This window comes from Cellulomonas sp. Root137 (genome assembly GCF_001426725.1).
Classification (GTDB): domain Bacteria; phylum Actinomycetota; class Actinomycetes; order Actinomycetales; family Cellulomonadaceae; genus Cellulomonas.
Map to the genome: position 1 here is coordinate 1,452,837 of NZ_LMFG01000001.1, position 12,825 is coordinate 1,465,661.

At 74.3% G+C, this 12,825-nt stretch carries 14 protein-coding genes; 11 read left to right on the forward strand and 3 right to left on the reverse strand.

Translation table 11 applies throughout. From position 1 onward, the window contains the following. Window positions 1-68 precede the first annotated feature (68 nt). From ASD18_RS21510 to ASD18_RS06930, 3 genes are all read left to right on the forward strand, one after another. On the forward strand, window positions 69-431 hold the full coding sequence (locus tag ASD18_RS21510; RefSeq protein WP_056088534.1) for a DUF4244 domain-containing protein: 363 nt from the start codon (window positions 69-71) through the stop codon (window positions 429-431). Next, a complete protein-coding gene (locus ASD18_RS06925) occupies window positions 428-772 on the forward strand; it encodes a TadE family type IV pilus minor pilin (protein WP_056088537.1) in 345 nt (114 codons plus the stop codon). Before ASD18_RS21510 ends, ASD18_RS06925 begins: the two co-directional genes overlap by 4 nt. A 68-nt stretch (window positions 773-840) precedes the next feature. Then, the gene (locus ASD18_RS06930) at window positions 841-1,233 is read left to right on the forward strand and encodes an Rv3654c family TadE-like protein (protein ID WP_235522282.1); all 393 of its coding nucleotides are present in this window, start codon (window positions 841-843) and stop codon (window positions 1,231-1,233) included. A gap of 50 nt (window positions 1,234-1,283) precedes the next feature. Here the strand turns inward: ASD18_RS06930 and ASD18_RS06935 are convergent, their stop codons facing one another. Further along, complete coding sequence (locus ASD18_RS06935) at window positions 1,284-3,896, reverse strand: DEAD/DEAH box helicase (protein ID WP_082573922.1); 2,613 nt, start codon at window positions 3,894-3,896, stop codon at window positions 1,284-1,286. Window positions 3,897-4,000: 104 nt separating this feature from the next. On the opposite strand from ASD18_RS06935, the gene ASD18_RS06940 reads away from it, so the two are divergent. The 8 genes from ASD18_RS06940 (at window position 4,001) to ASD18_RS06975 (ending at window position 11,037) form a co-directional block, all read left to right on the forward strand. Then, window positions 4,001-4,762 carry a LamB/YcsF family protein gene (locus ASD18_RS06940; protein ID WP_056088542.1) on the forward strand — a complete coding sequence of 254 codons (762 nt, stop codon included), beginning with the start codon at window positions 4,001-4,003 and terminating at the stop codon, window positions 4,760-4,762. Between the two features lie 90 nt (window positions 4,763-4,852). After that, the gene (locus ASD18_RS06945; RefSeq protein WP_056088544.1) at window positions 4,853-5,389 is read left to right on the forward strand and encodes a sigma-70 family RNA polymerase sigma factor; all 537 of its coding nucleotides are present in this window, start codon (window positions 4,853-4,855) and stop codon (window positions 5,387-5,389) included. Next, a complete protein-coding gene (locus ASD18_RS06950) occupies window positions 5,386-6,498 on the forward strand; it encodes a hypothetical protein (RefSeq protein WP_056088546.1) in 1,113 nt (370 codons plus the stop codon). The genes ASD18_RS06945 and ASD18_RS06950 overlap by 4 nt, the downstream gene beginning before the upstream one ends. An 18-nt stretch (window positions 6,499-6,516) precedes the next feature. Next, complete coding sequence (locus tag ASD18_RS06955) at window positions 6,517-7,158, forward strand: allophanate hydrolase subunit 1 (RefSeq protein WP_056088548.1); 642 nt, start codon at window positions 6,517-6,519, stop codon at window positions 7,156-7,158. Then, window positions 7,155-8,015, forward strand: a complete 861-nt coding sequence (locus ASD18_RS06960; RefSeq protein ID WP_056088551.1) for a biotin-dependent carboxyltransferase family protein — start codon at window positions 7,155-7,157, stop codon at window positions 8,013-8,015. The genes ASD18_RS06955 and ASD18_RS06960 overlap by 4 nt, the downstream gene beginning before the upstream one ends. A 198-nt stretch (window positions 8,016-8,213) precedes the next feature. Continuing rightward, window positions 8,214-10,004, forward strand: a complete 1,791-nt coding sequence (locus ASD18_RS06965; protein WP_056088554.1) for a ribonucleoside triphosphate reductase — start codon at window positions 8,214-8,216, stop codon at window positions 10,002-10,004. Further along, window positions 10,001-10,642 carry an anaerobic ribonucleoside-triphosphate reductase activating protein gene (locus tag ASD18_RS06970; RefSeq protein ID WP_056088556.1) on the forward strand — a complete coding sequence of 214 codons (642 nt, stop codon included), beginning with the start codon at window positions 10,001-10,003 and terminating at the stop codon, window positions 10,640-10,642. Before ASD18_RS06965 ends, ASD18_RS06970 begins: the two co-directional genes overlap by 4 nt. A 59-nt stretch (window positions 10,643-10,701) precedes the next feature. Continuing rightward, window positions 10,702-11,037 (forward strand): STAS domain-containing protein, encoded by a 336-nt coding sequence (locus ASD18_RS06975; protein ID WP_056088560.1) that lies wholly within the window; start codon window positions 10,702-10,704, stop codon window positions 11,035-11,037. Between the two features lie 43 nt (window positions 11,038-11,080). Here ASD18_RS06975 and ASD18_RS06980 read toward each other — a convergent pair whose 3' ends face one another. Then, complete coding sequence (locus ASD18_RS06980; RefSeq protein WP_056088562.1) at window positions 11,081-12,289, reverse strand: hypothetical protein; 1,209 nt, start codon at window positions 12,287-12,289, stop codon at window positions 11,081-11,083. Then, window positions 12,286-12,825, reverse strand: coding sequence for an RNA polymerase sigma factor (locus ASD18_RS06985; RefSeq protein ID WP_056088565.1), 540 nt, complete (start codon window positions 12,823-12,825; stop codon window positions 12,286-12,288). Before ASD18_RS06985 ends, ASD18_RS06980 begins: the two co-directional genes overlap by 4 nt.

The following is a 12,825-nucleotide window of genomic DNA, read 5'->3' on the forward strand; positions in this document are numbered from 1 at the left end:
AGCCGCTCGGTGACGCCGAGGCTGGCGTGGCGCCGCACAGCTCGCGGCGCTCCCGGAGAGGAGAGGTCATGACCCACGACACCACCACCGCCACGAGGCCCCACCAGCCGCACGACGACGACCCGACACCGGGGGGCGCAGCCGTGACGTCCGTCCGCGCCCCGGTGCTCGACGGGTGGGGGGCGCGCCCGCCAGCGGATCCGACTGAGCCGGTGCGGCGGCGGGCGGTGCTCCCGCGCTCGGTCGTCGGCTGGCACGCCCGCGGTCGGCACGCCCGCACTGAGCTGGCCGAGGCCGGGATGGCGACCGCCGAGTATGCGATCGCGACGCTCGCCGCCGTCGGCTTCGCGGGGCTGCTCGTCGTCATCCTCAAGGGGAACGAGGTGAAGGGCCTGCTCATGGGCATCATTCGGCAGGCGCTCTCGCTGTGACGTCCGCGGGCCGGCACGACCGGGGCAGCGTCACGGCCGAGCTCGCGGTCGGGCTGCCCGCGGTCGTCGTCCTGCTGGTCGCACTGCTCACCGTGGCCTCCGCCGCGGTCGCGCAGACCCGCTGCACGGACGCGGCACGGGCCGGCGCCCGCTCGGCGGCGCTCGGTGAGCCCGACGGGGAGGTCGTGGCGACCGCGCGGCGGCTCGCCGGTGACGGTGCCGCGGTGGCGGTGAGCCGGTCCGAGGGCTGGGTGACGGTGACGGTCTCCGACGCGGTCGGGTCCTGGCGCGGAACACCGCTGCGGGCGCACGCGACCGCCGTCGCCCGTGCCGAACCGTGAGCAGGCCACGCATTCACCCGGAGCGGCGAACGTGGCTCGCCCCGGAGCTGGCTCGTGCGCGCCGCACCGTGAGGCTGCCACGCACGTGGCTGGCGTCGGCGGCGGCCCGTGCGCGCCGCGGCGGTGAGCGGGGGTCGGGGACGGTCCTGCTGCTGGCCCTCGTCGCGGTGCTGCTCGTCGTGGCAGGACTGCTCGGGCTGCTGGCCGCCGCGCAGCTGGCCCGGGGGCGTGCGCAGACCGCCGCGGACCTGGGTGCGCTCGCGGGTGCTGCCCAGCTGCTGGCGGCAGGGTCCGGCGACCCGTGCGCGGTGGCCGGCCAGGCCGTGCGGCGCAACGGCGGGACGCTCGCGGCGTGCAGCGACGACGGGCAGGGCGTGCTGACCGTGCGGGTCGTGGTGCCGACCGCGACCGGTGCCGCGTCGGCCTGGGCGCGCGCCGGTCCGGCGTCGGCCCGGTCGTGACGGCTCGACGGTCGCCTCGGCGGGAGCGGGTCCGAGCCCCGACCGTGTCGTCAGGCCGCCGGGGCGTGGGAGAGGACCACGTCGAGCAGCCGGACGGCCGCGGCCTTGTCCAGGGGGTTGTTGGCGTTCCCGCACTTCGGCGACTGCACGCAGGCGGGGCAGCCGGTGAGGCACCGGCAGGCGGCGATCGCGTCGCGGGTGGCGCGCAGCCAGGTGGCGCCGAGCGTGAAGCCGCGCTCCGCGAAGCCGGCACCGCCGGGGTAGGCGTCGTGCACGAAGACGGTGGCCTGCTCGGTGTCCACGTGCAGCGCGGTCGACAGCCCGCCGAGGTCCCACCGGTCGCAGGTCGCGAGCAGGGGCAGGAGGCCGATCGACGCGTGCTCGGCGGCGTGCAGCGCACCGGGCGTGGCTTCGACGGTGACGCCCGCCGCCAGGAGGACCTCCGCGGGGGCGGTCCACCAGACGGCGGTCGTGCGCAGCGTGCGGGCGGGCAGGTCCAGCTCCTCGGTGCCGAGCACCTGCAGGTCGGGGATGCGCTTGCGCTGGTAGCCGAGCACCTGGGTGGTCACGTCCACGGAGCCGAACCCCCAGGTCACCGGACCCCAGGGCACCTCGGCGTCGACGGACTGGATCTCGGTCGTCGTGACCCAGCGCGCCCAGGTGCCGTAGTCCACGTCGCGACGGGTCACCAGGGCGATGCCGTCCTCGAGGCGCAGCTCGTCGACGACGAATGTGGCGCCCTGGTGCACGTAGACGGCGCCGTCGTGCACGGTGGAGTCCGCGGAGGCCGCGTCGACCGTGCCGAGCAGCCGCCCGGTGACCGACTCCACCACGCGGACGGGGTCACCGCCGGACCCGCGCAGGTCCGTCAGCCGGCTGGCCGGCTCGTTGTGCGTCCAGTACCACCCGGACGGCCGGCGGCGCAGGGTGCCGCGCTCGACCAGCTCGCCCAGCAGGTCGGCGGTGCGCGGTCCGAACAGGTCCAGCTCCTCGGTGCGCAGCGGCAGCTCGGCCGCGGCGGCGCACAGGTGCGGGGCCAGGACGTAGGGGTTGGTGGTGTCGAAGACCGTGGCCTCGACCGGGGTGTCGAAGATCGCCTCGGCGTGGTGCACCAGGAACGTGTCCAGGGGGTCCTCGCGGGCCACCAGGACCACCAGCCCGTCGGTGCCGGCCCGCCCCGCGCGTCCTGCCTGCTGCCACAGCGACACCCGGGTGCCCGGCCAGCCGGCGATGAGCACGGCGTCGAGCCCGGAGATGTCGACGCCGAGCTCGAGCGCGTTCGTCGTCGCGAGCGCGCGCAGCGCCCCCGACCGGATCGCCGACTCGAGGGCCCGCCGCTCCTCGGGCAGGTAGCCGCCGCGGTACGCGGACACCGACGCCGCCAGCGTGGGGTCGATCTCCAGCAGGTGCGCGCGGGTGGTGGCCGCCACGGACTCGGCGCCCCGGCGCGACCGCGTGAACGCGAGCGAGCGGGCGCCCGCGGCGGTGAGGTCGGCGAGCAGGTCGGCGATCTCCGCGGTCGCGGTACGCCGCGGACGGTCGGAGGGCTCCGCGACGATCCGGTCGCCCGTGCCGAGCGGGCCGGACCCCTCGCCCGGCGCGGGGTGGCCGATGCCGGGGAGGACGGCGGCGAGCAGCTCCGACAGCACGACCGGCTCCGCACCACCCGGACCTGCCGGGACGGCAAGGGGCTCCACGGTGCTGTCCGCGGTCCTCCCGGGTGGCGCGGGCGACCCGTCCCCCCAGACGTCGTCGGGCGCCGGGACGCTCAGGTCGTCCGGTCCGCGGGTCACGTGCCGCGGCAGCGCGAGCGGGGTGGCCCACGGGTCGTCCTCAGGCAACAGCGCGGACCACGGGGCCTCCGTGCCGGGCAGCTCCGGGGGCTGCCAGAGGACGAACGTCTTGCGGCCGGCGGGGGAGGCGTCGGCAGTGACGGCGGTGACCTCGGACGGGTCGACGCCGATCAGCCGGGCGGCGCTCACGGCCGGGTCGGAGGTGGTCGCGGACGCCAGCAGGAAGGTCGGCGTCGCACCGTACGAGGCGGCGAGCCGGCGCAGCCGCCGCAGGACCAGCCCGACGTGCGCACCGAACACGCCACGGAACGCGTGGCACTCGTCGACCACCACGTACCGCAGCGACCCGAGCAGGCGCGCCCACCGGCGGTGCTGGGGGAGCAGGGCGAAGTGCAGGAAGTCGGGGTTGGTGAGCACCACGTCGGCGTGCTCCTGGACCCAGCGGCGCTCCTCGAGCGAGGTGTCGCCGTCGCAGGTGGCCACCCGGACGTCCCGGGTCCGCGCGGCGACGAGCAGCCGGTCGAGGGCGGCGAGCTGGTCGGCGGCGAGGGCCTTGGTCGGGCAGAGGTAGAGCGTCGTCGCGCGGCGGCTCACCGACTCGATGCGGCCCGGGTCGAGCAGGGAGCCCGCGGCGGCGGACCGGGCTGTCGACAGGGCGGGGAGCCAGAACGCGAGGGACTTGCCGGAGCCGGTCGACGTGGCCAGGACCGTGTGCCGCCCGGACCAGGCCGCGTCGGCCGCCGCCACCTGGTGCAGCCACGGCCGGTCCACCCCGAGCGAGCGGTACCCGTGGACCAGGTCGGCGTCGGCCCAGGACGGCCAGTCCGCCTGCACACCCGGGCGGGACGGGAGGTGCCGCACGTGCGTCATGCGGTCGGTGCGGCGTCCCGCGGCGAGCAGCACGTCGAGCAGCTCACCGGGTTCCACCACGCGACCATCCTCGCACCGGGCGCTCGTCGGGCAGGATCGGGGGCATGGCGGCGCGGATCGACCTCAACTGCGACCTCGGCGAGGAGCTCGACGCCTGGGAGGCGGGTGTCGACGGCCTCGACACGCTGCTGCTCGACGTGGTGACCAGCGCGAACGTCGCGTGCGGCTACCACGCGGGCGACGAGCGGATCATGGCCGCGGTCTGCCGGGCGGCGGCGGCACGCGGGGTCGCGGTCGGTGCGCACGTGTCCTACCTGGACCGCGAGAACTTCGGCCGCCGCTTCGTGGACGTCCCGGCCGACGTGCTGCGGGAGCAGGTGTCGGAGCAGGTCGAGCTGTTGCGGGCGATCGCACGTCGCGAAGGGACGCGCGTGGCCTACGTCAAGCCGCACGGAGCGCTCTACAACGCGGTCGTCCACCACGAGGAGCACGCGCGGTCGGTCGTCGAGGCGCTCGGGGACCTGCCGGTGCTGGGCCTGCCCGGGTCCGCGGTCCTGGACATCGCCGCCCGGACCGGTCGACGCGCGGTCGCGGAAGCCTTCGCGGACCGCGGCTACCGGGCGGACGGGACGCTGGTGCCCCGGTCCGAGCCGGGGGCGCTGGTCACCGACGCCGACGAGGTCGCCGCGCGGGTGGTCCGGCTCGCGCAGCACGGGGTGGTGCGAGCGGTCGACGGGTCGGACGTCCGGGTGGTGGCGGAGTCCGTGTGCGTGCACTCGGACACCCCCGGGGCCGCGGTGCTGGCGCGAAGGGTGCGGGCGGAGCTGCGGGCGAACGGGGTGACGGTCGCGCCGTTCGCCGGATGAGCACCCCAACGAATCGGGCCGCCCGTCCGTCATGGTCGATGTCGGGCCGATCGACCGACGCACCTCGAGCACGGAGAGCAGGCACCACGCGTGGACTGGCAGGACGTGCTGGAGCAGCTGGTCCGTGAGCGCGGTCCGGCGCTGCTGCGGTACGGCTACCTGCTGACCGGGGATGCGGCGGACGCCCAGGAGCTGGTGCAGGACGCCCTGGTGTCGGTGCTCGCGCGCAAGGCGACGCTCCGGGTGCCTGCCGCGGTGGAGGGCTACGTCCGCCAGACGATGCTCTCGTCGTACATCGACGGGTACCGCCGCCGACGGCGGTGGCTGAGCGTCCGGCACCTGCTCGCCTCGCCGGAGGTCACGGACGATCCCCGGCACGGCGTCGACGCGCGGCGGGACGTCGTCGCCGCGCTGGCCGGGCTGTCCCCGCGGGTCCGCGCGTGCGTGGTGCTCCGGTACTTCGAGGACCTCCCGGTGGCCGAGATCGCCGACCGGCTGCAGATCTCCGACGGCGCCGTGAAGCGGTACCTCAGCGACGGCGTGCACGGCCTCGAGCGCGTGCTCGGTCCCGTCGCCCCCGACGCACCGTCCGAGTCCCACCTGATCGCCACCAGGAGCACCCGATGAGCCTCGACCTGTCCTCCGCGCTGCGCGAGGCCGCCGACCACGCCCCGCTGGGCACGCTCGAGCCGTCCGTGCTCGGTCGCCGGATCCGCCACCGCCGGGCGGCGCGCACCGCCGCCCGGACCGCCGGCGGCGTCGGACTGGCGGGCGTGCTCGCCGTCACGGCGACGCAGACGCCCGGCCTGCTCGACCGGTACTCGCGAAGCGTGCCCGGCACATCCGCCGTGACGGGGCTCCCCGCCGACCAGGTGGCCACGACCCTGCCGACCGCCGACCCGGCCGCGGCACCCGGCACGTGCGGCTGGGCGGTCGATCGCCCTGCCGCCGCATCGCCGCTCGAGCTCGCCGTGGCGCTGGGTACCTACCCGGAGGAGACCTACTCCGCCGTGCCCGTGACCGTCGAGGTGCGGGTCCCGGAGAACGTGACGTTCAGGTCGGTGATTGGCGTGGTGGTGGCCAAGGACGGGGTCGTCGTCGCAACCAGCCCCGACTTCATGAGCTTCGGCGCGACCCCGGCCGGACCGATCTCGATGGCAGGCGGCGGAGACCTCTCGGTCGCGGCGTGCGGCGGACCAGACGCGACCAAGGTGCTGCCTGACGGGGACTACGTGCTCTACGCGGTCCTCCCGTACGAGGGGGGCCTGGCGCTCAGCCCGGGCGAGCCGCTGGTGATCTCCGGGAACTCGCGCGAGCGTTGGTGCGGTGCCGACGTGTCGGTGCTCCCGCGGGGCGACGACCGGGTGGGGATCTCCGGGTCCGTGCGAGGCGACGACTCGATCGACCTCCGGCTGACCTGGTCGGGGACTGCCGAGGCGGAGCTGCTCGACGAGCGAGTTGTACTCGTCGACGCGGCGGACCGCATCGTGGCGGACTCGGACATCTGGGCCGCGTCCGGGGAGTCCGTGACGGGCACGCTCCCCCCGGGGCAGCTGCAGAGCTTCTCCGTGCGCACGTCGCCGACGAGCTGCGACGAGGGTGCGGCCCTGCCCAGCGGCGAGCTCCGCGCGTTCGTGGTCGCGACCGTGGCGCCGTCGTCGGCCGAGGGCGGGTCGGGTCCGTCGACCAACGCGACCGCCGTCGCGGAGCTGATCGGGACCGTCACCGTCCCGTAGGTCCGGCAAGATCGACGCATGACCGACGCGCGCGCGCCGCGGGTGCTCCCCTACGGGGACGACGCCGTCCTGGTCGAGCTCGCGGATCTCGCCGAGGTCCGCGCGCTGGACGACGCGGTCCGTGCCGCGCGCGCCACGGACCCGGAGGCCGAGGCGATCGTCGACCAGGTGCCGGCGGCGCGGACGCTCCTGCTCCGGGTGCGGGACGGCGCCGACCCCGGGAGCCTGCCGGTCGAGCGCTGGTGGGCCGGGCGTACGGAGGCCGCGGGGGAGACCGGCACCACCGAGGTCGTCCTCGACGTGGTCTACGACGGCGCCGACCTCGACGGCGTCGCGCGCCTGACGGGCCTGACGGTCGACGAGGTGGTCGCGCGGCACACCGGCGCGCGGTACACCGTGGCGTTCGGGGGGTTCATGCCGGGCTTCGCGTACCTGGTCGGCCTCGACCCGCTCCTGCGGGTGCCGCGGCTGGACAGCCCGCGCGAGCGCGTTCCGGCCGGCTCGGTGGCGATCGCCGACGAGTTCAGCGCGGTCTACCCGGCCGCGACCCCCGGCGGGTGGCGGCTGCTGGGCCGGTGCGACGTCGAGCTGTTCGACGTGGATCGCGAGACGCCGGCCCTGCTCCAGCCCGGCACGCGCGTGCGGTTCGCGGCGTCATGACGAGTGCGCTGGAGGTCGTCGAGCCGGGACTGCTCACGCTCGTCGAGGACCTGGGGCGGCCCGGCTGGGCGCACATCGGCGTCGGGCGCTCCGGGGCGGCCGACGCGGGCGCGCTGCGGCTGGCCAACCGGCTCGTCGCCAACGACGAGGGTGCGGCCGGGCTCGAGGTGCTCCTGGGTGGGCTGCTGGTGCGCGCCCGCGGGGACCTGACCGTGGCGTTGACCGGCGGTCGAGGGCCCGCGTGGATCGACGGTCGGCCGGTCGGGCACGAGGCCGTGATCGAGCTGCACGACGGGTCGGAGCTGCGGCTCGGGACCGTGGAGCTCGGGCTGCGGACGTACGTGGCCGTGCGCGGCGGGATCGACGTGCCGCCGGTGCTGGGGTCGCGCAGCACGGACCAGCTGGCAGGCCTGGGACCGGCGCCGCTGGCCGCGGGGGACGTCCTGCCGGTGGGACCCGCGCCGCGGGACTGGCCGCTGGTGGACGTCGCCCCGGTGCGTCCGGAACGGCTCGCCCTGCCGATCGTGGCGGGCCCCCACGCCGACTGGTTCGACGACGCGCTGGCCCGGCTGTGCGGACCGCACGAGTACCGCGTCACTCCGGCGACGAACCGGGTGGCCGTGCGGCTCGACGGGCCGGCCATCCGGCGGACCCTCCAGTACGACGGCCGCGAGCTCCCGTCGGAGGGTCTGGTGGTCGGCGCCGTGCAGGTCCCGCCCGACGGCCGGCCGGTCGTGTTCGGCGTCGACCACCCCGTGACGGGGGGCTACCCGGTGGTCGCGGTGGTCCGTCGGCACGCGCTCGGGCGGCTCGGGCAGCTGCGTCCGGGCGACCCCGTGCGGTTCGTCAGAGGGTGACGGGAGCGACACGCCGCGACTTCACTCGCTCGACGACGATCCCCGCACGGGGACTGTTCGGCGACCGGGACCAAAGGCCCACCTCGCGCCAGGCTGCGGGCATAGAAATCTCTACATCTAGTCCTCATCGACCGCCCCGACCACAGCATGTTGTGGTGGCGGTCGGAGGCACCTCATCGTGGAGCAGGGAGTACGGGCATGTCGGAGAAGGTCGTCGTGGACGTCGGTTCGTCGATCGAGGAGTACCTCGATCGGAGCGACTGGCGGGTGTCCGCCAACGCGAACCAGGGCTATTCGCTGGGCGGTCTGATCCTGCAGACGAGCGGCAAGGTCGTCGCCAACTACTGGCTCAGCCACGTCTACCCGCCCGAGGTCGGCACAGCGCACCGCGAGGGCGACATCCACGTGCACGACCTCGACATGCTCTCCGGCTACTGCGCCGGCTGGTCGCTGCGGAACCTGCTCCAGGAGGGCCTCAACGGCGTCCCCGGCAAGGTCGACGCGCGCCCGCCGCGCCACTTCAGCGCCGCGGTCGGCCAGATCGTCAACTTCCTGGGCACCATGCAGAACGAGTGGGCCGGCGCGCAGGCGTTCAGCTCCTTCGACACCTACCTCGCGCCGTACGTGCGGCTCGACGGCCTGACCTACGCGCAGGTGCTCCAGGGCATCCAGGAGCTGGTCTACAACCTCAACGTGCCGTCGCGGTGGGGCACGCAGACGCCGTTCACCAACCTCACGTTCGACTGGGTGTGCCCGGACGACCTGCGCGACGAGGTCCCGTTCGTCGCCGAGGAGCCGTGCGACTTCACGTACGGCGACCTGCAGGTCGAGATGGACATGATCAACCGCGCGTACATCGAGATCATGACCACGGGGGACGCCTCGGGCCGCGTGTTCACGTTCCCGATCCCCACGTACAACATCACCAAGGACTTCGACTGGGACAGCGAGAACGCCGAGGCGCTGTTCGCGATGACCGCCAAGTACGGGCTGCCGTACTTCCAGAACTTCCTCAACTCCGAGCTGAACCCCGGCGACGTGCGCTCGATGTGCTGCCGGCTCCAGCTTGACCTGCGCGAGCTGCTCAAGCGCGGCAACGGCCTGTTCGGGTCGGCGGAGCAGACGGGCTCCATCGGCGTCGTGACCGTCAACTGCGGCCGGCTGGGCTACGTGCACCAGGGCGACGAGGCCGGCCTGTTCGCGCAGCTCGACCGCCTGATCGACCTGGCGTGCACGTCCCTGGAGCTCAAGCGCGAGCTCATCCAGCGCCTGATCGACGACGGCCTGTTCCCGTACACCCGCCGCTACCTGGGCACCCTCGAGAACCACTTCTCGACGATCGGCGTCAACGGCCTGCACGAGATGGTCCGGAACTTCACGGGCGACGAGTACGGCATCGTCGACCCGCGCGGGCACGAGCTGGTCATCCGCCTGCTCGACCACGTCCGCACGCGGATGGTGGAGCTGCAGGAGGCGACCGGCCACCTCTACAACCTGGAGGCGACGCCCGCGGAGGGTGCCACCTACCGGTTCGCCAAGGAGGACCGCCGCCGGTTCCCCGGGATCCTGCAGGCCGGCACCGACAGCCACCCGTACTACACGAACTCCTCGCAGCTGCCGGTCGGGTTCACCGACGACCCGTTCGAGGCGCTGACCCGCCAGGACGAGCTGCAGACCAAGTACACGGGCGGCACGGTGCTGCACCTCTACATGGCCGAGCGGCTGTCGACCGCGGACGCCTGCCGCGAGCTGGTCAAGCGCGCCCTGTCGACCTTCCGCCTGCCGTACCTGACGGTGACGCCGACGTTCTCGATCTGCCCGAACCACGGGTACCTCGCGGGCGAGCACCAGACGTGCACCACGTGCGGGATGACGTGCGAGGTGTGGACCCGGGTCATGGGCTACCACCGGCCCGTCAGCTCGTTCAACATCGGCAAGCAGGGCGAGCACGCCGAGCGCACGCCGTTCCGAGAGCCGGCGCTCGTGTGAAGGAGATCGCCGTCGCGGGTCTGGTCCCGCTGTCGTCGTGCGACTGGCCGGGCAAGCTCGTCGCGACCGTCTTCCTGCAGGGCTGCCCGTGGCGGTGCACCTACTGCCACAACGCGTCGATCCTCGATCCGCGCGCTCCCGGCCAGGTCCCGTGGGAGGACGTGCTCGACCTGCTGGACCGGCGCCACGGGCTGCTCGACGGGCTGGTGTTCTCGGGCGGCGAGCCGACGATGCAGTGGGCGCTGCGCGAGGCCGCGGTGCAGGTGCACGACGCCGGGTTCGGCGTGGGACTGCACACGTCCGGCGCCTACCCGCGACGGCTCGAGGCCGTGCTCCCGCACGTCGACTGGGTGGGGCTGGACGTGAAGGCACCCGCGCGGCTGTACCGGGCGATCACGCAGGTCGGCGGGCCGCGGACCAGCGCGGACGCCGCCTTCGCCTCGCTGCGACTGGTGCTCGACGCGGGGGTCGACGTGCAGGTGCGCACCACCGTCGACCCGACGGTCCTGAGCGACGCCGACGTGGCGGAGCTCGGGGCCGTCCTGGCCGACCTCGGGGTGCGCGACCACGTGCTCCAGGAGGTCCGGCCGGACGGGACGACGAGCGAGTACCGGGAAGCCCTCGCGGCGACGCGCTGAGCGCACCTCGTCGCGAGGGCCGTCTCTCTGTTTGAATGCGCTCAGAGGGAGGGGCCCCGATGGATGTGCGCGTGACCAGCCGGGACATCGGTCCCCGGACAGTCGTCGAGGTGGACGGCGAGATCGACGTGTCCTCCGCCGACGTCCTGCGCGACGAGCTGTCCGAGCTGCTCGACCGTGACCGCACCGACCTGGTCATCGACCTGCGAGCGGTGAGGTTCATGGACTCGACCGGGCTCGGCGTGCTCGTCGGCACCCTGAAGAAGGTCCGGCTGGCCGGCGGTCAGCTGCAGCTGGTGATCGACTCCGAGCGGCTGCTCAAGGTCTTCCGGATCACCGCGCTGCTCCAGGTGTTCACCGTGCACGAGACGGTCGAGGCGGCCCTCGACGCCTGAGCAGCGGGTGCGCGTGCAACGGTCGCGCCGATCGGCTGACGGATCAGTCCGGGAGGATCGAGTAGACGACCGTCTGCTCTCCGTCCTCCGACGTCGATGCTGTGACGCCGACCTCCCACCCCGCCACGGGGAAGGTGATGCCGGGCGGGGGCGCGAGCGCCGGGTAGGTCGACCAGTCGTCGCCGAGCAGCCGGACGGCCTCCTTGGCGGCGTCGTCCCCGTCGGCGGCGATCACGACGCTCCACCCCTCGCCGTTCGACCCAGCCATCGGGGTGACCGACACCAGCCGGCCACCGATGAGGGGGACGTCGTCGACCGGGAAGCCCTCGGGGAAGCCGGTCGGTGCCGGGGGCATGTCGAGCAGGGTCAGGGACCAGGGGCCCGCCACGGCGCGCCCGTCCGCCTCGGCATAGCTCACGTAGACCGAGTACTCGCCGGAGGGCAACGGCACGCCCCCGGGGTCCCCGTCCGTCGCGCAGGTGCTCAGCTCCGTGCTCGTCATGCCCGAGACCACGGAGCGATCGGGCGAGGACAGCCACGAGTACCGCGGGTCCGGCGACGGGTCGGCGTCGGACGCCACGACCGTGCCGTCGTGGGTGATCAGGATCTGGCTGTCGAGCTCGTCGCCGGTGCCGCTGATCCGCTCCGAGCTCTCCGCGGCCTCGAGCTGCTGGCGCGCGACCTCCACCCCTCGGTCCAGTGCGGCGACCTGGCCGGCGGTGAGCGGGACAGCAGCCGGCGGATCCGCCATCACGGCCGCGCGACGCTCCTCCGCGGCGGCCAGCGTCTCGTTCGCGCTGCGCACCAGCTCGGCGACCGCGGCGTCCCGAGCAGCCGGTGACAGCTCGCGGACGAGGACCGGGCTCATGGTGCGCCCGAGCAGCGTTCCCAGGTGGGTGCCCTGCTGGGGAACGGCGGAAGCGTCCTCCATGTACCAGGAGCCGTCCGTCGACGGCAGCAGACCCACCCGAACGGGGTCGGCCGTCGGGAGGAGCCCGATGTCCGACCCGCACGTCCCGGGCCCGGCGTCGGCACGCGCCGCGGGGAGCACGGACATCGGCTGTCGCCCCCCGACGTACACGGCGCCGAGCGCGACGGCTCCGACGGCTCCGACGGCGACCCCGCCGCGGACACCCGCGCGGACGGTCCGGCGGCGCCGGATGCGGCCGGTGAGTGACGTGACGTCGAACGGGGAGTCGTCCGGGCCGGTGTCGACGGCGTCGTGCAGGGCGCGGGCGAGGTCGGGGCTCATCGGGTCACTCCTGTCGGGACCAGCTGGATGTCGAGGGTGTGCGCGTCGGGCAGCGGTCCGAGCAGGGACTCGAGGTGCCGGATCGCGTCGAAGAGGTAACGCTTGACGGTCCCGTCGGAGACCTCCAGGCGGCGGGCGATCTCCGGCACGGTGAGGTCGTCGTAGAACCGCAGCACCACGCAGGCGCGCAGCCGTGGGCGCAGGGTCAGCAGGGCGGTCTGCACGTCGAGCCGGGCGGTGCTCGCCGGGACGTGGTCGGCGGTGTCGTCGTCGCGGGCGAGCAGGTGGCGCACCGCGGTCCAGCGGGCCGTGCGGCGGTGACCGTCCAGGAAGATGGTCAGCACCGCCCGGCGCACGTAGGCCTCGGCGGCCGCCGGCTCACGCAGCGGACGCCCCTGGCTGAAGCAGCGCACCAGCGCGTCCTGGACCAGGTCCTCACCCTCGCGCTCGTCGCCCGTGAGCAGGGTCGCGTAGCGCACGAGCGCACGCCCTCGAGCCCGCACGAGCTCGTCCAGTACCTGTTCCCAGGCCGTCAT

Excerpts from the sequence above, each read along its gene's own strand:
- ASD18_RS06965 (WP_056088554.1), top strand. The coding sequence starts at position 8,214 with ATGTCGGAGAAGGTCGTCGTGGACGTCGGTTCGTCGATCGAGGAGTAC.
- ASD18_RS06960 (WP_056088551.1), top strand. The coding sequence starts at position 7,155 with ATGACGAGTGCGCTGGAGGTCGTCGAGCCGGGACTGCTCACGCTCGTC.
- ASD18_RS06955 (WP_056088548.1), top strand. The coding sequence starts at position 6,517 with ATGACCGACGCGCGCGCGCCGCGGGTGCTCCCCTACGGGGACGACGCC.
- ASD18_RS06950 (WP_056088546.1), top strand. The coding sequence starts at position 5,386 with ATGAGCCTCGACCTGTCCTCCGCGCTGCGCGAGGCCGCCGACCACGCC.
- ASD18_RS06985 (WP_056088565.1), bottom strand. The coding sequence starts at position 12,825 with ATGACGGCCTGGGAACAGGTACTGGACGAGCTCGTGCGGGCTCGAGGG.
- ASD18_RS06975 (WP_056088560.1), top strand. The coding sequence starts at position 10,702 with ATGGATGTGCGCGTGACCAGCCGGGACATCGGTCCCCGGACAGTCGTC.
- ASD18_RS21510 (WP_056088534.1), top strand. The coding sequence starts at position 69 with ATGACCCACGACACCACCACCGCCACGAGGCCCCACCAGCCGCACGAC.
- ASD18_RS06935 (WP_082573922.1), bottom strand. The coding sequence starts at position 3,896 with ATGACGCACGTGCGGCACCTCCCGTCCCGCCCGGGTGTGCAGGCGGAC.
- ASD18_RS06980 (WP_056088562.1), bottom strand. The coding sequence starts at position 12,289 with ATGAGCCCCGACCTCGCCCGCGCCCTGCACGACGCCGTCGACACCGGC.
- ASD18_RS06940 (WP_056088542.1), top strand. The coding sequence starts at position 4,001 with ATGGCGGCGCGGATCGACCTCAACTGCGACCTCGGCGAGGAGCTCGAC.